The 20,031-nt window shown below is 35.1% G+C and carries 17 protein-coding genes; 14 read left to right on the plus strand and 3 right to left on the minus strand.

Annotated features, from left to right (window positions below; all coding sequences use genetic code 11):
- Positions 1-213 precede the first annotated feature (213 nt).
- From ftsB to GWI59_RS04945, 10 genes are all read left to right on the plus strand, one after another.
- A complete protein-coding gene (gene ftsB / locus GWI59_RS04900; RefSeq protein ID WP_036913758.1) occupies positions 214-504 on the plus strand; it encodes a cell division protein FtsB in 291 nt (96 codons plus the stop codon).
- A gap of 39 nt (positions 505-543) precedes the next feature.
- Positions 544-1,290: a 2-C-methyl-D-erythritol 4-phosphate cytidylyltransferase gene (ispD, locus tag GWI59_RS04905; protein ID WP_161724133.1), complete on the plus strand. Its 747-nt coding sequence runs from the start codon at positions 544-546 to the stop codon at positions 1,288-1,290.
- Positions 1,291-1,294: 4 nt separating this feature from the next.
- Positions 1,295-1,780: a 2-C-methyl-D-erythritol 2,4-cyclodiphosphate synthase gene (gene ispF / locus GWI59_RS04910; RefSeq protein WP_006534077.1), complete on the plus strand. Its 486-nt coding sequence runs from the start codon at positions 1,295-1,297 to the stop codon at positions 1,778-1,780.
- Positions 1,777-2,829 carry a tRNA pseudouridine(13) synthase TruD gene (gene truD, locus GWI59_RS04915; RefSeq protein ID WP_109848385.1) on the plus strand — a complete coding sequence of 351 codons (1,053 nt, stop codon included), beginning with the start codon at positions 1,777-1,779 and terminating at the stop codon, positions 2,827-2,829. Before ispF ends, truD begins: the two co-directional genes overlap by 4 nt.
- Positions 2,807-3,571: a 5'/3'-nucleotidase SurE gene (gene surE / locus GWI59_RS04920; RefSeq protein WP_072065141.1), complete on the plus strand. Its 765-nt coding sequence runs from the start codon at positions 2,807-2,809 to the stop codon at positions 3,569-3,571. Before truD ends, surE begins: the two co-directional genes overlap by 23 nt.
- Positions 3,565-4,191 (plus strand): protein-L-isoaspartate(D-aspartate) O-methyltransferase, encoded by a 627-nt coding sequence (locus tag GWI59_RS04925; RefSeq protein WP_161724135.1) that lies wholly within the window; start codon positions 3,565-3,567, stop codon positions 4,189-4,191. Before surE ends, GWI59_RS04925 begins: the two co-directional genes overlap by 7 nt.
- Positions 4,192-4,344: 153 nt before the next feature.
- Positions 4,345-5,463: a murein hydrolase activator NlpD gene (gene nlpD / locus GWI59_RS04930; RefSeq protein WP_109848383.1), complete on the plus strand. Its 1,119-nt coding sequence runs from the start codon at positions 4,345-4,347 to the stop codon at positions 5,461-5,463.
- Positions 5,464-6,141: 678 nt separating this feature from the next.
- Positions 6,142-7,125 carry an RNA polymerase sigma factor RpoS gene (rpoS, locus tag GWI59_RS04935; protein ID WP_006534072.1) on the plus strand — a complete coding sequence of 328 codons (984 nt, stop codon included), beginning with the start codon at positions 6,142-6,144 and terminating at the stop codon, positions 7,123-7,125.
- Positions 7,126-7,289: 164 nt separating this feature from the next.
- The gene (locus GWI59_RS04940) at positions 7,290-8,549 is read left to right on the plus strand and encodes a hypothetical protein (RefSeq protein WP_161724137.1); all 1,260 of its coding nucleotides are present in this window, start codon (positions 7,290-7,292) and stop codon (positions 8,547-8,549) included.
- A complete protein-coding gene (locus GWI59_RS04945) occupies positions 8,546-9,700 on the plus strand; it encodes a hypothetical protein (RefSeq protein ID WP_161724140.1) in 1,155 nt (384 codons plus the stop codon). Before GWI59_RS04940 ends, GWI59_RS04945 begins: the two co-directional genes overlap by 4 nt.
- Before the next feature lie 80 nt (positions 9,701-9,780).
- On the opposite strand, the gene mutS is transcribed toward GWI59_RS04945, so the two are convergent.
- The 3 genes from mutS to GWI59_RS04960 form a co-directional block, all read right to left on the minus strand.
- A complete protein-coding gene (gene mutS, locus GWI59_RS04950) occupies positions 9,781-12,345 on the minus strand; it encodes a DNA mismatch repair protein MutS (RefSeq protein ID WP_161724142.1) in 2,565 nt (854 codons plus the stop codon).
- A gap of 545 nt (positions 12,346-12,890) precedes the next feature.
- Positions 12,891-13,820 carry a Dyp-type peroxidase gene (locus GWI59_RS04955; protein WP_109848360.1) on the minus strand — a complete coding sequence of 310 codons (930 nt, stop codon included), beginning with the start codon at positions 13,818-13,820 and terminating at the stop codon, positions 12,891-12,893.
- Positions 13,821-13,964: 144 nt separating this feature from the next.
- On the minus strand, positions 13,965-14,789 hold the full coding sequence (locus GWI59_RS04960; RefSeq protein WP_195496151.1) for a VanW family protein: 825 nt from the start codon (positions 14,787-14,789) through the stop codon (positions 13,965-13,967).
- Between the two features lie 836 nt (positions 14,790-15,625).
- Here GWI59_RS04960 and GWI59_RS04965 point away from each other — a divergent pair.
- The 4 genes from GWI59_RS04965 (at position 15,626) to GWI59_RS04980 (ending at position 20,028) form a co-directional block, all read left to right on the plus strand.
- The gene (locus GWI59_RS04965) at positions 15,626-16,156 is read left to right on the plus strand and encodes a fimbrial protein (RefSeq protein ID WP_006534062.1); all 531 of its coding nucleotides are present in this window, start codon (positions 15,626-15,628) and stop codon (positions 16,154-16,156) included.
- Between the two features lie 66 nt (positions 16,157-16,222).
- On the plus strand, positions 16,223-16,891 hold the full coding sequence (locus tag GWI59_RS04970; protein WP_115065586.1) for a fimbrial biogenesis chaperone: 669 nt from the start codon (positions 16,223-16,225) through the stop codon (positions 16,889-16,891).
- Between the two features lie 24 nt (positions 16,892-16,915).
- Positions 16,916-19,426: a fimbria/pilus outer membrane usher protein gene (locus tag GWI59_RS04975; RefSeq protein WP_161724144.1), complete on the plus strand. Its 2,511-nt coding sequence runs from the start codon at positions 16,916-16,918 to the stop codon at positions 19,424-19,426.
- An 86-nt stretch (positions 19,427-19,512) separates the two neighbouring features.
- Entirely contained in the window at positions 19,513-20,028 is a 516-nt protein-coding gene (locus GWI59_RS04980) for a fimbrial protein (protein WP_109848356.1), read from the plus strand.
- The last annotated feature ends 3 nt before the right edge of the window (positions 20,029-20,031 follow it).

Consider the following 20,031-nt stretch of genomic DNA (forward strand, 5'->3'; position numbering starts at 1 on the left):
AATCACGCTTTAATTGAGCATTCATTTATTGATAAATGAACCCCGTAGCACTGCCTTTTAATAAGAAAAAATCAAACCTTTGTCTGAATTTTACAGAAGTTGCCCACGTTTATAGTGAGGAGAATAGGAATAATAATGTAATATATTCCAGCACTTTTGTGGCGTCTGTGGTTGAGTTGTGGGATGATTAGCCCATTAATCTTGGGGGTGGTAATGGGGAAATTAACAGTCTTACTTCTGATTTTACTTGGCTGGCTACAATATTCATTGTGGTTAGGTAAAAATGGTATCCATGATTACAATAAAGTAACTCAAGAAGTTGAATCTGCATTGGCGCAAAATACGCAGTTAAAAGAGCGTAATGATCGTCTATTTGCAGAAATTGATGACCTCAATGGCGGGCAAGAAGCGTTAGAAGAACGCGCTCGTAGTGAATTAGGAATGATAAAGCCTAATGAGACATTTTTCCGTATTGTGAGCGATAAATCTCAACCACGTCGTTAATTTATTGAATTAATAGTGTGTCCTGATACAAATATCATAATGAATATAATAAACTCTACTCTTCCTATTGTTGCTGTTATTCCTGCGGCCGGTATTGGAAGTCGAATGCAATCAGTCCGCCCAAAACAATATTTGAAGATTGGCGGATTGACTATTCTTGAACATACCATTAATGCCCTATTAAAACACCCACGCATAATGCAAATTATCGTGGCGATCAGTCCTAATGACAGCTATTTCCACACTTTACCTTTAGCGCAAGATGAAAGAATAATTACGGTTAATGGTGGAGGTGAACGCGCTGACTCTGTATTGTCAGGTTTAGAGTATGTCACACAACATTTTTCTGAAAATACATGGGTGTTAGTTCATGATGCAGCAAGACCTTGTCTGCATTTTGGCGATCTTGATCATCTTATTAAATTAATCGATGAAAACGTTATGGACCCACAATTTTGTGGTGGCATTCTTGCAACCCCTGTTCGCGATACAATGAAACGTAGTCATCAACAAGATAATCATATTGAACAAACAGTAGAAAGAACAACGCTATGGCATGCTTTAACGCCACAATTCTTTCCTGCCTTTTTATTAAAACAAAATATAGAAAATGCACTCTCACAAAAAGCAATGATCACTGATGAAGCCTCAGCGATGGAGTTTGCAGGATATGAACCTTTATTAGTTAAAGGTCGTGCGGATAATATCAAAGTTACTCAGCCAGAAGATTTAGCGCTTGCAGAGTTTTTCCTCTTACGTCAAATCACCAGTATAAGGAACACATAATAAAATGAGAATTGGACACGGTTACGATGTACATAAATTTGGCGGTGAAGGCCCTATTATTATTGGTGGCGTTAGAATTCCTTATGAACAAGGACTGATAGCTCACTCTGACGGCGATGTTGTATTACATGCGGTTACAGATGCAATTCTAGGCGCTGTTGCTATGGGTGATATAGGTACATTGTTTCCAGATACTGATCCAGCATACAAAGGCGCAGATAGTCGTGTACTCCTTCGTGAAGCGTTCTCACGTGTAAGAGCAAAAGGTTACCGAATTGGTAATTTAGATGTCACGATTATTGCTCAGGCACCCAAAATGCTACCTCATACACCACAAATGCGCGTCAATATTGCAGAAGATCTTCATTGTCATATTGATGATATCAATGTGAAAGCGACCACAACAGAAAAGCTTGGATTTGTTGGTAGAAAAGAAGGCATTGCTTGTGAAGCGGTTGTTTTATTAATGAAAGAGTCATTATCTGAATGAGTGATTTACCTGAACTCTACTGGTTACATGGAAAACCACAAGCAACAGGCTTATTAAAGTCAATTCCTGAAGATTTTATTGTCTGTGAAGATCTTGGTTTCACTCTTGATGGTGAAGGCGAGCATGTCATGGTAAAAATCAGAAAAACAGGTTGTAACACGGCTTTTGTTGCTGAAAAACTGGCAAAATTTGTGGGTATTCACCCTAGAGATGCAAGCTATGCTGGACTAAAAGACAGAAATGCTGTCACCGAACAATGGTTTTGTCTGCGTATGCCGGGTAAAGAGATGCCCGATTTTAGTCAGTTTGTTTTAGACGGTTGTGAAATTCTAGAAACAACTCGTCAACAACGTAAACTACGCATAGGAACGCTAAAAGGTAATCACTTTACATTGGTGTTACGAGAAATTTCTGATCGCAATTTTGTTGATGCTCGATTAGCGCAAATAAAAGCGAAAGGTATTCCTAACTACTTTGGTGCTCAACGATTTGGGCGTAATGGTGAAAACTTACGCCAAGCGATGCGTTGGGCAACCGATGAAATTCGTGTTAAAGAGCGTGGTAAACGCAGTTTTTATCTTTCAGCAGCACGCAGTGCGATGTTTAATCATATCGTCAGCAAAAGATTAGAATGTGATTTATATTCAAAAGTGATACTCGGTGATGCAATGCAACTTCATGGAAGAGGTAGCTGGTTTGTTGTTGATGAGGCTGAACTGGCTCAAACACAAACTCGTTATGAAGAGCATGATGTTCATATTACGGCTCCTTTACCTGGTAAAGGTGATTTAGGTACACAATCACAAGCATTGGATTTTGAGACTAAAAATCTGGCAGAATATGAAGCCTTCTGGTCGTTAGCTAGACAAGAACGAGTTGATAACACAAGACGCGCCATCAATGTATTACCAGAAAATATGTCATGGAATTGGTTAGACGACACCACTGTTACTCTGTCATTCTTTTTACCCGCAGGGAGCTTTGCAACTAGCGTTGTACGTGAATTAATTTTATTAGGGAATGATGATGCTGAAAATATTGGTGAGTAATGACGATGGTGTGATGGCGAAGGGGATACAGACCCTCGCTAAAGCATTGCGCCAGCGTTATGATGTACAAGTTGTTGCACCCGATCGCAATCGTAGTGCTGCATCTAATTCTTTAACAATTGACAGACCTCTACGTAAGCAAGAACTTGAGAATGGGGATATTGCGATTGTTGAAGGGACACCAACAGACTGTGTTTATCTTGGGGTAAACCATTTAGTACGTCCTCGTCCTGATATTGTGGTTTCTGGTATTAATCATGGCCCTAATTTGGGCGATGATGTTATTTATTCAGGTACTGTTGCTGCGGCAACAGAAGGGCGTTTTTTAGGCTTACCTGCCATTGCTGTTTCACTTGATGGTGAAACGCATTTTGAGACTGCCGCTCAAGTGACTTGTGACGTTTTGGCAATGTTACAACAAGTACCTTTAAGAGCAGGAAATATTCTCAATATTAACGTACCTGATATTCCTCTTAATGAAGTAAAAGGTTTTCGTATTACGCGTTGTGGTAGTCGTCATGCTTCACAACATGTTTATACACATACCGATCCTAGAGGAAATAGTCTTTATTGGATTGGGCCTCCAGGTGAAAAAAATGATGTAGGTCCTGATACAGATTTTGCTGCTGTTGACGAAGGTTATGTTTCGATAACTCCATTACATGTCGATTTAACAGCCTATAACGCACTCGATTTATTACAAAATTGGTTAAATAAAGCAGAGGTCAAAAAAACATGTTAAGTCGGTCAATGAAAGACTTACTGACAATGTTAAAACAGCATGGCATCAAGGATGAGAGCTTGCTGGAAGCAATGAGTAAAGTACCAAGAGAGCTTTTTATTGATGAAGCACTTTCTCATAAGGCTTATGAAAATACGGCTTTGCCTATTGGCAATGGGCAAACTATTTCACAGCCTTATATTGTTGCTAAAATGACAGCACTATTGGAATTACAAAGCACCGATTCTGTATTAGAAATTGGTACAGGCTCGGGATATCAAACGGCAGTATTAGCAAATTTAGTCCATCATGTTAGTTCCGTTGAGCGTATAAAGATATTGCAATGGCAAGCTAAACGACGTTTTAAACATCTTGATTTACATAATATCTCAACACGTCATGGTGATGGATGGGAAGGGTGGTCATCAAAAGCCCCTTTTAATGCCATAATAGTGACTGCATGTGCAATAGAAGTACCTCAACAGTTATTGATGCAGTTAGCTGATGGTGGCAGGATGATAATACCTGTTGGTGAACAACAACAAATACTGAAGTTTATCCGTCGTTTAGGTAATGATTTTCACTATCAATCTATAGAAACTGTTAGATTTGTTCCTTTAATCGCAGGTGAGTTAGCATAACTTCCAGATAAATCTGACCGTTTTTTATTACTGCTTTTTAATAGCTTGTCGTAATCTGCACTAATAAATGAAACATTTTCAAAAAATTGCAGTCTTTTTGTTTAACTCGACAAATTGCTAGACGCTAATGCCTTTTTAAAGGGAGAAGGAAGTATGAATTCAGAAAGCCCAATTAAGCATGTCCGCTGGGCAATCATGTGTTCGGTAATTGGATTTGCATTAACAGGCTGTGCAGATACACCTTATCGTCCTGCACCCATTACCTCTGTAAATGATAGCTCTTCAAATAACACGGTTTCAACCGCGCCTGTGATGACTAACAGTAATGCGACACCGATTGAAAGAACGACACCTTTACAATCGTCACCTCCTCCTTCAATTAAGGTGAATAGTGCTTCATCTAATGGAGGCACATATCAGCCTCAAAATCAGCCTCGCCCACAAACATCAGTAGCGACTCAAAATGTGAGCACAGATGGTTCTGGTCGCATTGTGTATAACCGTAACTATGACAGTATTCCGAAAGGAAACTACAATGGTAACACGTACACAGTAAAACGCGGTGATACCATGTTCTATATCGCTTGGATAACAGATAGTGATGTAAAAGAACTAGCATCAATGAATAACATCCCAGAGCCTTATAGCTTAAACGTAGGGCAGGTGTTGAATATCGGTAACCGTCAGGTCAACACGGGCACTAATACTAATGTCAACACATCAGTTATTAATCAATCAAGTAGTGCGGGTGTTCAAACGGCACACACCAAACCAACAAACAATGGTGCTATGGGACCATTGATTACTAAACCAACAACAACACAACCAAAGGCAACAACTCCGCCACCAACAACAAATACGAATACTACAACTTCGGCAACGCCGGCACCAACTGCGTCTACTGGTAAGTGGATTTGGCCTGCTCAAGGTAAGATCATCGAAAGCTACTCAAGTGCTCCTGGTGGCAATAAAGGCATCGATATCGGTGGTACAAAAGGCTCACCAATTGTTGCAACAGCTGCGGGTAAAGTGGTTTATGCGGGTAGTGCATTACGTGGTTATGGCAATCTCGTTATTATTAAACATAATGACGAATACCTCAGTGCATATGCACATAACGACACTATTTTGGTGCGTGAACAACAGAATGTGAATGCGGGTCAGCAAATTGCCACAATGGGTAGCTCTGGAACCAGTTCTGTCCGATTACACTTTGAGATACGCTATAAAGAAAAATCACTTAACCCAATGAGTTATTTACCTAAGAAATAGATAAGTGTTTTTTTACATGTATAGCGAATAATCCTAAAGTTAAGCCCTCTTCTTTACAAAAAGAAGAGGGCTTTTTTTATCTGTAATTAATTAATATATTGAAAAAAAATAAATTTAATCTAAGTACAACTGCTTATTTGAAGGTTATTAAAAATGAGAGGTCAATATAAAATCATAGATAACGTAAAATTAGACAGTTGATTATCAACCAATGAATGCGTATGCTAAAAATTGTTATATAAAAAATGAATAAAGACTTACTGTTATTAAAAGATGGACTATAGAATAACCCTTTGTTTAGGTGGTGTTTTTTTATTCGATTATCTTTTTAATAATGGTATGTAATATTAATTATTAGATATTATCATGGGTTTTTGTTTGTTTTTTTTAGATGTAAATAGTCACAAATAGTACATCAAATAGAGTACTTTCACGTATAGATAAATATACGTGGAATATAATAAAAAAAAACTGTTAATAACCTACACTCAATAGTTAAGTTATATATTGAGTAAAGAAAGAATAAATTAACAGTAAAATAGATTATGTTATCTTTTATTTTGTAATTCGTTACAAGGGAAAATCAGTAAACCCGTTGTGTCGTGACACAGCGATAAACTGGTAAATAGACTTTAGTGATGAGTCGTTTACCTAAATTATCAAGGGTAGGAGCAGCTGATGAGCCAAAGTACGCTAAGAGTAGACGAGTTATATACAGATGAAATTGAAGAGAACATGGAAGAGTTCGATGAAGTTGCTGCAAAAGAGGAAGAAAGTGAGTCTGATGCTCAAGATGAAATTGAACTTATTGAAGGAGTCAACCAGCGTGCGCTCGATGCAACTCAGCTTTATTTAGGAGAAATTGGTTATTCTCCGTTGCTGACTGCTGAAGAAGAAGTTTTCTTTGCTCGTAGAGCGTTGCGAGGTGATATTCCTTCAAGACAACGAATGATAGAAAGTAACCTACGTTTAGTTGTTAAGATCTCTCGTCGTTATACAAACCGAGGTCTTGCCCTGCTTGATTTAATTGAAGAAGGGAACTTAGGACTTATTCGTGCTGTTGAAAAATTCGACCCTGAAAAGGGTTTCCGTTTTTCAACTTATGCGACATGGTGGATACGTCAAACTATTGAACGTGCCATTATGAACCAAACTCGTACTATCCGTCTTCCCATTCATATCGTTAAAGAGCTGAATGTTTATTTAAGAACGGCAAGAGAGTTGGCACATAAACTCGATCATGAACCGAGTGTTGAAGAAATCGCAGAATCACTTGATAAACCCGTTGAAGATGTGAGTAAGATGCTACGTTTAAACGAGCGCATTACTTCTGTTGATACTCCAATTGGTGGTGATTCAGATAAAGCATTACTCGATATTATCTCTGACGAAAATGAAGAAGGGCCGGAAGCAACAATTCAAAATAATAACCTCAAGGAAAATATTATAAAGTGGTTATTTGAATTGAATCCAAAACAGCGTGAAGTATTGGCACGTCGTTTTGGATTATTAGGCTATGAAGCAGAAACTTTAGAAGATGTTGGTAGAGAGATTGGTCTGACAAGAGAAAGAGTTCGTCAAATTCAAGTTGAAGGGCTACGTCGCTTAAAAGACATTCTACAAAGTCAGGGGTTATGTATTGAAGCTCTTTTCAAAGCATAACTAGCCTTTATTTCTATCTACAGCTTCCGATCTACTGTTATTACCAAAGCCGATTAGTAAGTTGCTAATCGGCTTTTCTTTATCTTGTATTATGTCATTTAACAAGATAAAACAAGCGCGTGGTGTTGCATCTTGTTAATTGGGTAAAAAAGATAAAGGAAGATATGAAAGATTATTTTTTAAACGTCAAATTAGAGAGTTGCCATTTTGACCAAAATAAAACCTCACCGAAAGGAATGGTGAGATTAATAGCATCAGGCAAAGTGTTTTATCTTAATGAAGATGATTTCACTCACTCTCATGATTTTCTGAAGCGTTTAAAACAAGGTGATGAGCTTAAAATTTGTGCCGAATTATTGAAAGATGGCAGTTTATGGGTGCAATGGATTTATCATAATAGCAAAGGAAGGCTTGAGCCAGAAAGAACCTTTAAACTTACCACTAAACAGAAAAAATGGTTATTGCTTGCATTTATTCTGACGTTTGTTGGCAGTTATTGGAGTTATTTTTCGATTCTTCATCTTGACGTGAATTTTTTTATCGTTGTTTCTACGGTTATTGCATTTGGTGCAATGATGATGGGTATTAGTTATATCGGAGAAAAGGCTTATCGTTACTTTCAGCGTATCAGGCCTAAACATAGAAAGAGAATAAAGGCGTTAGATAAAGTCATTGCTAAACAAGATATTATTGCTCCAGATGGTGAACAACTGATTATTCCCGAAATAAAAACAATACCACTGTTAAAGCATATAACACGTAAAACTCCAACCTTTCATATCAAACAAAGTAAAGTACAGCGAGTACGAGGGAAAATAAAACTTCATCATGTTGATAGAATTAAAATACACACCCGTAATGCAGAGAGTGTGGTGATGCAAATATCTTGTCAGATTGATAAACATCCTTTTATATTTAGTTATAAAGAACGTTTATTTTATTCTGATCATAATTTATTTTTGACTGATGGTGATGATATTGAATTGTTCTTTTGGCAAGCAGAAGATAAGAACTCTGGGCCTGTTGTCTTAGGGGTTTATAATCATACAGATAATGGCGCTTATTCAATTTCAGGACAAATGTATATTGGGCATCAACGTACTAAGCGATTATCGTTGTTAATTACAGGCTTGATCAGTGCCTTTATTTTTTCTATTTTTGCCATTTTATCTATTTCGGATGTTTACGATAATGGTAATTATTGGGATAAATGGGATTGGTTCTTTATTGGTGATACCTTTTTAGGAATGGGGATTATCTTCAGCTTAATTATCACTGGATTTGCTTTTTTAATTGCCTTATTTTCAAATCTTTATATTTTGTTATCAAAAAAAGGTAATAGTAGTTATCAAACCTATTTTTTGCTTCAACAGCAATGTGTTGAAAATAACAAAGTGGTTTATATTACGGAGTTAAGTCAATGAATCCTTTTTTCCGTAAGCCTTTTATTATTATCACTAGCTTATTTATTTTAAGCTTAGTACTTTTTTATGGTGTACTTTTTCATGGTTTTGCCTCTAAGTGGCAATGGAAAAATGAAAACGCCTCGGTATTATCGTCATACCCCTATTCTCGTTATGATTGGCGTAAAACCTTTAATTCATCAAATGGTATCCTAATTAAAACTGAATCTGATAGTGGGCGATATGATGTAGATATTTATGGTCGACTTTATCGCCAAGATAATCAGAGAAAATATACGCTGTACTATTCTGATAAAGAAGGCGTACGATTTGTATTACAAGGGCAAGGTAGCTTTTACAATGCTTATTGTGCTTTTGATAAATGTGTTTTATTTACAGAGCAGGGACGTCAACATATAGATTTAGCAGAGTTTACAGTAGCAGATTTAATTCCTTGGCAAGAGACTAATGATGGTTATTATCGTTTCCCTTTAGCATTAATTGGCGGAAAATTACTCTTTTCACAAACTACATCACAATTAATTTTAGTTGATAATAAGACGATACTGACAAGTTTAGATGAAGGTGAAAGTTGGGAATACTCAGTTAATACAGAAGATCTGGTAAAGCAGTATTACGCTGAAGATTTCGGTGAATTTACACAATTTCACTATGCTCTTTCAGGGGATTCTCTTATTATTTTTTATAATCATCATTACACAACAAACACGTTAGAAATTACGTTAAATTTAGTGAATAAAGAAGTAACAAAAACACGCTGGCTTCCATTGCGTGTTAAAGAGGTTGCTCAAAATGATAAAGGTGAGATTTATTTAATTGCTCAACAAGCATCTCGTGATCTCTATTCTGTTGTTCAACGTCAAGCTGATGGAAATTTAGAAACTTTCTATGAAAGTGGTTATAAATATTTGAGTGATTTGATAATAAGTAATGATGATTTAATTTTAAATAAAGGTCATAACGATGATAAAGTTACGCTAGTTTTTGCATTAAAAACAAAAAAGTATACTTCTTATGAGAAAATTAATGACGACATGATGTTTAATCCAGCTTTATCTTCATTTATTCGTTTATTTGACAATTACAGCGATGAAGACACTTTACTGTTATTGGGTGAACGACTGAAATATAGCCATGCTTTAATTAAGTAGAGTTATATTTATCTTTGATTGAACTGTTATTAAAATGGCGCTGAGAAAATAAACATAGCGCCATTTTTCATATTTATGTCTTATTTGACCATCTCTTTTAAACGATAGAGTTGTTCTAACGCTTGTCGTGGTGTTAAGGCATCAGGATCAATTTTATCTAACGCTAATTCAATAGCAGAGGGTTCAGCTTCTGTTAATAACATCAGTTGTGAAGTTTCAACATGACCAGCGCCAGTGTGACCTGATAGCAATTCAAGCTCCTTTAACTTCTGTTTAGCACGGCGGATCACCTCTTTTGGGACACCTGCTAACGATGCCACAGCTAAACCATAGCTTTTACTTGCTGCGCCTTCTTGAACACTGTGCATAAAGGCAATGGTATCGCCATGTTCAACAGCATCTAAATGAATGTTTGCAGTACCTTCAAGTTTTTCAGGCAGTGTGGTTAATTCAAAATAGTGGGTTGCAAAGAGTGTCATTGCTTTAATGCGATTTGCTAAGTTTTCAGCGCAAGCCCAAGCTAGAGATAATCCGTCATAAGTTGATGTACCTCGACCAATTTCATCCATTAAGACTAAGCTGTTTTCCGTCGCATTATGCAAAATATTGGCTGTTTCGGTCATTTCCACCATAAAGGTAGAACGACCTGAAGCAAGATCATCAGAAGCTCCCACACGGGTAAATATACGGTCAACAGGGCCAATTAATGCCTTTTCTGCGGGAACAAAGCTACCAATATAAGCAAGTAAGGTAATTAATGCAGCTTGGCGCATATAAGTACTTTTCCCGCCCATATTCGGGCCAGTAATGATTAATAAGCGGCGTTGAGGTGCCAATTGTAATGGGTTAGAAATAAAGGGTTCGCTAAGAACTTGTTCAACAACAGGGTGACGTCCCCCTATAATTTGAATACCTGTTTTTTCACTTAATTCTGGGCGTGTGTAATTTAATGATTCTGCACGCTCAGCAAGGTTCGCGAGCACATCTGTTTCTGCTAAAGCTTCAGCACTAATTTGTAATGCCGTAAGGTGAGGTAATAGCTTTTCAAAAATCTCTTCATAAAGCATTTTTTCGATAGCTAATGCCTTACCTTTAGAAGTTAATACTTTATCTTCATACTCTTTTAATTCAGGAATGATGTAACGTTCAGCATTTTTCAATGTTTGACGACGAACATAGTGCATAGGTACTAAATTACTTTGCCCACGACTGACTTGAATGTAATAGCCATGTACACCATTAAAGCCAACCTTAAGTGTATCAATACCCCATTTTTCTCGTTCACGAATTTCAAGTTTATCAAGGTAATCACTTGCGCCATCGGCTAATGCTCGCCATTCATCTAATTCAGCATTATAGCCTGAGGCAATAACGCCACCATCACGGACTAATACAGGTGGTGTTTCAACAATGGCATTTTCAAGTAATTCACATAATTCATCAAACTGACTAATACGCTTTTGTAATTCTTTAATATAAGGCATATCAGTTTGTTCAAGTACTTGATGAATATCGTAATACTGCTGAAAAGCATGACGCATACGAGAAAGATCACGAGGGCGTGCTGAACGTAATGCTAAACGAGCTAATACACGTTCTAAATCACCGACTTGGCGTAAAAAAGGCTGTAACTCAAAATAGAGAGGTTGTAATGCACTAATTGCATCTTGTCGTTTAACGAGTTGTTCACGTTGGCGTAATGGTGTGTGTATCCAACGTTTTAGCATACGGCTTCCCATTGGGGTAACGCAAAGGTCAAGTACAGATGCCAGCGTGTTATCAGTACCTCCAGCAAGATTTTGTGTTAATTCTAGATTACGACGAGTTGCCGCATCTAAAATAATTGAATCTTGAGGGCGTTCCATAGTGATGTTACGAATATGAGGCAATGCAGTGCGTTGTGTATCTTTCACATATTGTAATAAGCATCCAGCAGCGCAGAGTGCTAAATATGCATTCTCAACACCAAAGCCCGTTAAATCACGAGTACCAAATTGCAGATTCAGTTGTTGCCTTGCAGTTTCTAGTTCAAATTCCCAAATAGGGCGGCGACGCAAGCCTTGCTGGCGCTCAATCAGTGCCATTGATTCAAAAGTTTCTGGGTAGAGTAATTCAGCGGGATGGGTGCGTTGTAATTCAGCAAGCATACTTTCACTATCGGGCATTTCCGTAACACGAAAACGTCCTGATGTGATATCTAATGTTGCATAGCCAAATGCGCCATTTTTATCTTGCCAAATAGCGGCTAAAAGATTGTCTTGGCGTTCTTCAAGTAAGGCCTCATCAGTGACAGTACCCGGTGTAACAATACGAATAACTTTGCGTTCAACTGGGCCTTTACTGGTTGCAGGGTCGCCTATTTGTTCACAAATAGCCACGGATTCCCCTAATTGAACTAATTTAGCGAGATAGTTTTCAACAGCATGATGTGGAACCCCTGCCATGGGGATCGGTTGGCCTGCGGACTGGCCCCGTTTAGTTAATGAAATATCTAATAAGCGAGAGGCTTTTTTAGCATCATCAAAAAACAGTTCATAAAAGTCACCCATACGATAGAACAGTAAAATTTCAGGATGCTCTGCTTTAATTTTCAGATACTGCTGCATCATTGGTGTGTGGGAGTCTAAATGTTGAATGTCAGTCATGTTGTTGTCTGTCTTAACGTATTGAATTTTGGGTATTTGTGAAAATTTATTGTTACACTGAATGTCGTTTTATTTCACAAGCATTGTTCGATCATATCACAAGGTTTCGGTCTGTTGTTTTAATGATACAAATATCTTTTTAGACCAAAAGAGAAATAATTTTATTCACTATAATATCGTTGATTAACCGTTAATGACAATCTGCACTTTTTCTGAAAATTTTTTAGCTTTAATTTATTACATATTGATTTAAATAATATTTTATTACACTAATGGAAATGATCATATGGACATTATGGCAATCTGTTATTTTAAGCAGATAGTATATTGAGTGAGTGTCTTACTACAATTTAGAATTAGAAAATACTGACATGCACTAAGATGAAGACGATTATTACCATTGGAACCTGAATGATGTCAGTAAAACTATTTTGCTCAGTCAGAGAAGTTAACACTTGAGATGAATGATAATGAGCAAAAATGGCAGCAGTGATCGATCAAAGTAGATATATAAGTAGCAAGCCTATATATCTACTTTTAATAAATTACGCTATATCATCTAGAAATTCAGGCGATGGAACAAAGAATAATGTACCTGTTATAGGGGTACTGAATTTCAGTAATTTATCCGTATGACCTTCAGGTGTGCCTGCAAACATATTTTCTAACATTCGATTAGTTGTTGAAAAATAACGTGCATAACCAATAAAGTAAGTGCCATATTCATTTTTTGATGGATTAGAAAAAGGCATGTTGGCTCTGACTATTTTTAAATCATTGCCGTTCTCATCTTGAATATTGGTTACAACATTATGTGAACCAGGTTCTTTTTCTTCATCGGTTAACTCCACATCATTGAATTTGTGTCTACCAATGACTTTTTCTTGTTCGATAAGAGGCTGTTTTTCCCATGCTTCCATATCGTGAATATATTTTTGTACAAAGGCGTAACTACCACCTGTAAATTCAGGATCTTCATCGCCAATAACGGCATAAGAAGCTCGCTCATCTTCATACTCTGGGTTTTCAGTTCCATCGACAAAACCAATAATAGAACGTCCGTCAAAATATCTAAATCCATGAACTTCATCAACGGGCACAACAATATTTTTTAGCTTTTGGCTGATAATAGATGCTAATTCGTAACAAGCCGAAACTTTGAGAGCCCGAATATGGAAAAAAAGATCGCCCGGAGTAGAAACTGCAGTATAAGTGTTACCTTTAATTTCTTTAAAAGTATTTAGCTCTTTAGGCTTTGGCTGGTTGGGAAATAACGTAGTCCATGCATTTGCACCGAACCCCATTACACAACTTGTTTCCAATTCAGGAAAACGAGTTCTCATACTACGTATTAGGCCAGAAAAATTATTACAAAAATCGATTAGAATATCGCGGTTTTCAGGTGAGTAGTTGAGGTTAAAAACTAAAAAATAAGCATTCTCACAAGGTGATTTAGTAACATCTTGGTATTTCATAGTGATCCCTAAATGACTAACAATAGATGAATAGTAATTAAGTCATATATACAAAATATTGTTTTCGTTTTACACCAAAACCCTCTTTATTACAAAGAGAGGGTGAGATTTTTATCTCTATTTTTAGTATGTTAATGTGATGTATCAATTTAATTGTTCATCTGAAATATCATATTTTACAACTACACTATTTTCATAAAGTAATTCTGATGTAATTAATTGAGGAAAAGCGCCTACATTGTTTTTAGTGTAAATATCTCGCCAAATTTCATTACAACGATATACATGCTCTCCCTTTTTGATAAAAGAGGATGACTTTTCATAAATATGATAACGATATTTTCTTTCTTCACTACAAAGGAGTTCACCTTCTAATTGATGTTCAGCGACATGTAATCTAATTTGGTAATTATAATGTGTTGGATTATATAAGATTAAATCTACGTAGTTATAAAAAATAGCGGCTCCTGAGCCAAAAGGAAGTACTCTACCTTCATCAGGAAAGGGATCAAAACTATGATTTGCCTTTTCAATCACTTTTAATTCAGAGTGTAGTGCTAACCAATGTATTAAATTACTGGCCTGACAAATTCCACCACCTACGCCTTTTCTTGCTTCACCATATGAGAGTTGCATACCATCAATAAAACCTCGTCTATAGCTAGGTTTACCGACTAAATAACAAAAAGAGAAATATTCTCCAGGTTTTATTACGATACCATCTAACGCTTTTTCAACTAATTTAAGATTCGTTATCTTATTGTATTGTAATTGAATATCACTTTCGCCACGGCGACTAATTAATTTAGATGTGTGTTTTAGGTAACGATATGAAAGTCGTTGTTCTGGTTGAACATTTTTGCTGTATTTTCGACCTGAAAATCGCCAACTAAGGGAACGAAATAAACGACGTTGTGCCACTCTCAAGGTATAAAGAATAGGGTGATAAGACGAGAATGTTCTACGCATAAAATCCTTTTAAACAATAGGGAATAGAAAGAGGTAAACGTGTGTATGATAACGATTTAATGATAATATTGATATGCTGATATCTTTAAAATGATAGGGGTAAGAATTTGATCAATAAATTTATTTATTGATTTTAATTCTGAAAAAGCATCAAAATTAGAAGATTATAACATTGGCTCTTATCTGCCAGATAAGAATGTCGCAGATTAAGATTTAATAAGAAGTAATTTTTAAATTAATCTTATTATTCTATAAAGATATCTAAAAAAACTCCGATACTAAATCAGAGCAAGGGGAACTTTGCTCTTTTTTTGTATATAACAATGAAAAACAAAATCATATATTTTATATGCAATATTTCCTATCCATTTTATGTTTATTTTTTCAACTAATATTTTAATTGAAATTTCATAAAAAACATATGCTAGCTCTTTAATGTGATGAATTTATATAAGAGAGTAAAAATAGAGATTGATGATTTATTTGGTTTACACAATATGAGTTATAAAATAAGATAAAAAATCCCTTTATTATTAAAAATAGTATTTAAATTTTATTTTTACTTAACAATGTTGTGTCTAAATATGAATAACACAATTAATTAAAAATAAGTTTTAATTATTAACTAATAAAGTGTTTAACCAGATTTAAATCCTGTTTTATTTTTTCTTCTTGTATATTATACCGCTATAACCAAAACTTGTTTATTTTAAAAAATAATATAATAATACTCATATATTGAGTTAATTGCTGATTTTCAATTGGTAAATAAATTAATCAATATATTAAAATGATATTAATAAATATATTAATAATGACTCTTTGGAGAAAAATAAATGAAGAAAAATTTACTTGCAATATTCATTGCTAGTGGTTCTATTTTTGCAGTTAATAACGCTTTAGCTGAAGATGGTACTATTGATTTTACCGGTGAAATTATAGATAACGCTTGTGAACTCGCATCGGGTTCTGATGCGTTAAAAGTGAATTTAGGTAAAGTATCCAAAACTGCATTACCAACTACTGGTAGTACGGCTTCGGCAACACAATTCACAATTAAGCTAATTAATTGCCCTGCAACAGCAAGTAGTGCAGCAGTAAAATTTGATGCAGATAATTATTCTGGTGATAATACTGTTATTGCTCTGAAAAATGAAGCTAACGTAGCAAAAGGTGTTGGTATTCAAATTACAGATGATACAAATAAGGTTATTCCGTTATTTACTGAATCGAAAAAATACCCATTAAAAACAGGGGCTAATGTTGTTAATAATTTGGACTTCCGTGCGCGTTATATTGCTAAATCTGATACCGTAACCGCCGGTCTTGCAAATGGTAATGCAACATTTACTATCAATTATAATTAAAGATTAATTAAAAAATAAAAAGGTTTAAAGGGATTTGAACCTTTTTACTCAATTAATGGTGGGGATATGAAGGCTATTATTTATTCTTTTATTTCTTTGTTTATTTTTTTAAATACCGCAAATGCGGGGGTTGTTATTGGTGGTACTCGTGTTATTTATGATGAAGGAAAAAAAGACGTCAGTATTAGTGTCGAAAATCCAGACAATATTCCCTATTTAATTCAGTCTTGGATAGATGATATTAATGAAAAAAAACAATCAAATTTTACTATAACTCCTCCATTATTCAGATTAAATGGCAGTAATACTAATACATTAAGAATATTTCTAACTGAAAATAATTTACCTAGCGATAGAGAATCTCTTTTTTGGTTAAATATAAAAACAATTCCTGCAACAGAGAGAACAGAGAATTCTTTGCAAATTGCATTTAAAACGCAGATGAAATTAATTTTTAGACCTAAAGAATTAAAGAATGTTAATTTTATTGAAGAACAGAAAAAGTTAGAGTGGTCAAAAGTAGGAAATAAAATAAATGTAAAAAACCCAACACCTTACTTTTTCAATTTTCAGATAATTAAGTTTAATAATAAGGCTGTTGATGATGTTTCTTATGTTGCTCCTTACTCAATAAAATCATTTGATATTAATAGTGAGGAGCTACATGGCACTATTAATTGGGAAGTTATTAATGATTATGGTGCAGTTACTGATTTATCAGAGATCAAAATATAATCTTCTATAAACTTAGGTTTTAATATGAAAATGAATAAAATATGTATTAGCCTAATTTTATATTTAGGCTATACAGCCTCGCTGTATGCGGAAGGGTCTAATTTAGATAATCTTTACTTTGATCCTGATTTTTTAGAATTACCTAATAAAAGCTCAATTGATTTATCTCAGTTTGAAAATAATGAGCAGTTACCCGGTAATTATTATGTTGATATTTATGTTAATACTAATTTAATTGGTACTGAAAATATAAAATTTGAGAAAATAGATAATGGCAAGTTAATCCCCTGCTTATCAATATCCGATCTCACTAAATTTGGTATTAAAACAAGTGAATACAAGGGGTTAGAAGAAAAAGGAAATAACTGTGTTAATTTGTCAGCGATCCCTAATGCAACAAGTGAATTTAAATTTAATTCTCAACGCTTGTATTTAAGTATTCCTCAAATAGCGATGAATAAAAACCCTAGAGGATTTGTTGATTTAAATAATATAGATAATGGTATTACTGCACTGTTATTAAATTACAGTTATAGCGGTTCAAAAAATTATGATCGTAAGAGTAATGGCTCAAATACAACATCAAACTATATTAATTTAAGACCTGGAATCAATATAGGCCCTTGGCGTTTGAGAAATTATACAACTTGGTCTAATAGTGATGATAAATCTAGTAAATGGGACACTGTTTATACGTATTTATCGCGTAGCATCAATCAACTTAAAAGCCAATTAGTTTTAGGGGATGGAGTCTCACCTTCTTCTGTTTTTGACAGTGTTCCTTTTAGAGGTATTCAACTCGGTACTGATGATGATATGTATCCTGAAAGTGTTCGTGGGTATGCGCCTGTAGTACGTGGTATTGCGCGTAGTAATGCTCAGATTACGATTAGACAAAATGGTTATACCATTTATCAAACAGAAGTGGCAGCAGGCCCTTTTGAAATTAATGATCTTTATCCAACAGGAAGTAGCGGTGATTTGTATGTCACAATCAAAGAATCAAATGGAAGTGAACAACACCAAATAATACCCTTTGCTTCTTTACCCATTTTACAACGTGAAGGTTATGTTTCTTATAGTATTACAGGAGGGGAATATCGTGCTTATGATAAAGAAATTGAAAAACAGAAATTTGGTCAATTGACATTAATTTATGGTTTGCCTTATGGAGCAACGGCTTATGGTGGAAGCCAACTTAGCAACAATTACCAAGCGTATTCTATTGGTGTAGGACAAAACTTAGGTGCATTAGGTGCAATTTCAATAGATGTTACTCAAGCAAACTCAAAATTAAATAATGGTGATACATCGCGTGGGCAGTCTTATCGTTTCAGATATAACAAAAATCTAAATACGATTGGAACGAATATAGCCCTAGCAGGCTACCGTTATTCAACTGACGGATATTATAGTTTGGCGGAGGTTTTTGACGAATATCGAAATGGTATCAGTGCACCCGAAATAGAACGCCGTCGTAATCGAGCGGAAATTACGATTAATCAGAATTTGGGAGAGCAATACGGTTCTCTTTCTATCGGATATGTCAGAGAAAACTACTGGAATAGTGATAGAAAAACGCAGTCAGCCACTGTGGGATATAACAACAGCTGGCAGGGTATTAGTTACGGTTTAAATTATACCTATAATAAAAATACAAATAATTATTCTTATAGATCGAGCAGTTACTCTAAAAGTAGTGATGACCACCAATTAGCGCTATCGGTAAGTGTACCTTTTAGTGTTTTTGATGATACGTTTTATTATAACTTCAACACTAATAGCAGTAGTCAAAGTCCAAGTACAGGAAGTGTGGGGCTTTCTGCATCTCAATTAAATAATCGATTAAATTGGAGTCTACAACAAGCATTTACAAACCAAGATCAAGGATCTTCGGGAAATTTAAATGCATCGTATAAGGGTAAGTACGGTGAAATGACGGGAGGGAGTGGATATAGTAAAGATAATTATAATTTATATTATGGTGTTAATGGTAGTTTAGTCGCGCATTCTGGCGGTGTTGTTTTAGGTCAACAGCTTGGTGAAACCTCGGCGATTGTGAACATTCCTGAAGCTTCTGATGTTGCTGTTTTAAATCAGGCTGGGGTAGAAACTAACAGTTATGGTTATGCTTTAGTGCCTTATATTACACCATACCGTAAAAATACGATTGATATTGATACTTCAGCATTACCAGAAAATACGGAATTGGCGTTAACGACCCAGACTGTTTCTCCTAGTCGTGGTGCATTAGTAAAAGCAAATTTTTCTGCAAATGTTGGTTATCGTGCATTAATTGCATTGACGTTGGAAAATGGTGAATTAGTTCCTTTTGGAGCACAAGTTATTTTTAAAGATAACCCACAATTAAATAACATCGTAGGTAATGATGGTGAAGTTTATTTATCTGGGTTAAGTGAAAAAGGACAATTTATTGTTAAATATAATAATAAACAATGTAGTGCAAATTATAACTTATTAGGCGTCTCTCATTATTTAGGACTTTATAAAACTACCGTAGTTTGTCATAAATAAATGATATAAATATTTTATTAATTAATTGCATTATTACAGCTAATTTAAATATAGCTGTCGATATCTGCTACGCGTAGGAAATGAAAATGAAAAATATAATCAATAAGTTATTTTTGATAAATGTTCTAATAATAAGCTCAACATCGTGGGCTTCAGACAGCGTTAACTTAAATTTTACAGGCAATATTAGAGTTGCTACATGTAACATTTCTAATGGAGATAACGTTAATGTTGATTTAAAAAATATACCGGCTGCTAATTTTGAACAGGCAAATTCTGGCTCTAATTGGAATGATTTTTATATTACTTTTACAGATTGCTCTACAGCGATTAATCAAATTAGTGTTACTTTTTCAGGTATTTCTGATGCGGCTGATATAAATAGTTTATATAAAAATCAAGGAACTGCTAAAAATATTGCAGTGCAATTAGAAAATGGGCCCGGTTCAATAAAGCTTGGAAACAAAAAATCATTGGTTGTTACATTAAATGGACGAAACGATGTCAGATTATGGTTACGAACCCGCGCTTTTAGTCCGTCAGGAAAAGGAATGCCAGGAACAATCTCAGCGAAAGTAACTGCAAATATCGTCTATTTATAGAAG

Source organism: Proteus sp. G2673, assembly GCF_009915125.1.
Lineage (GTDB): Bacteria > Pseudomonadota > Gammaproteobacteria > Enterobacterales > Enterobacteriaceae > Proteus > Proteus penneri.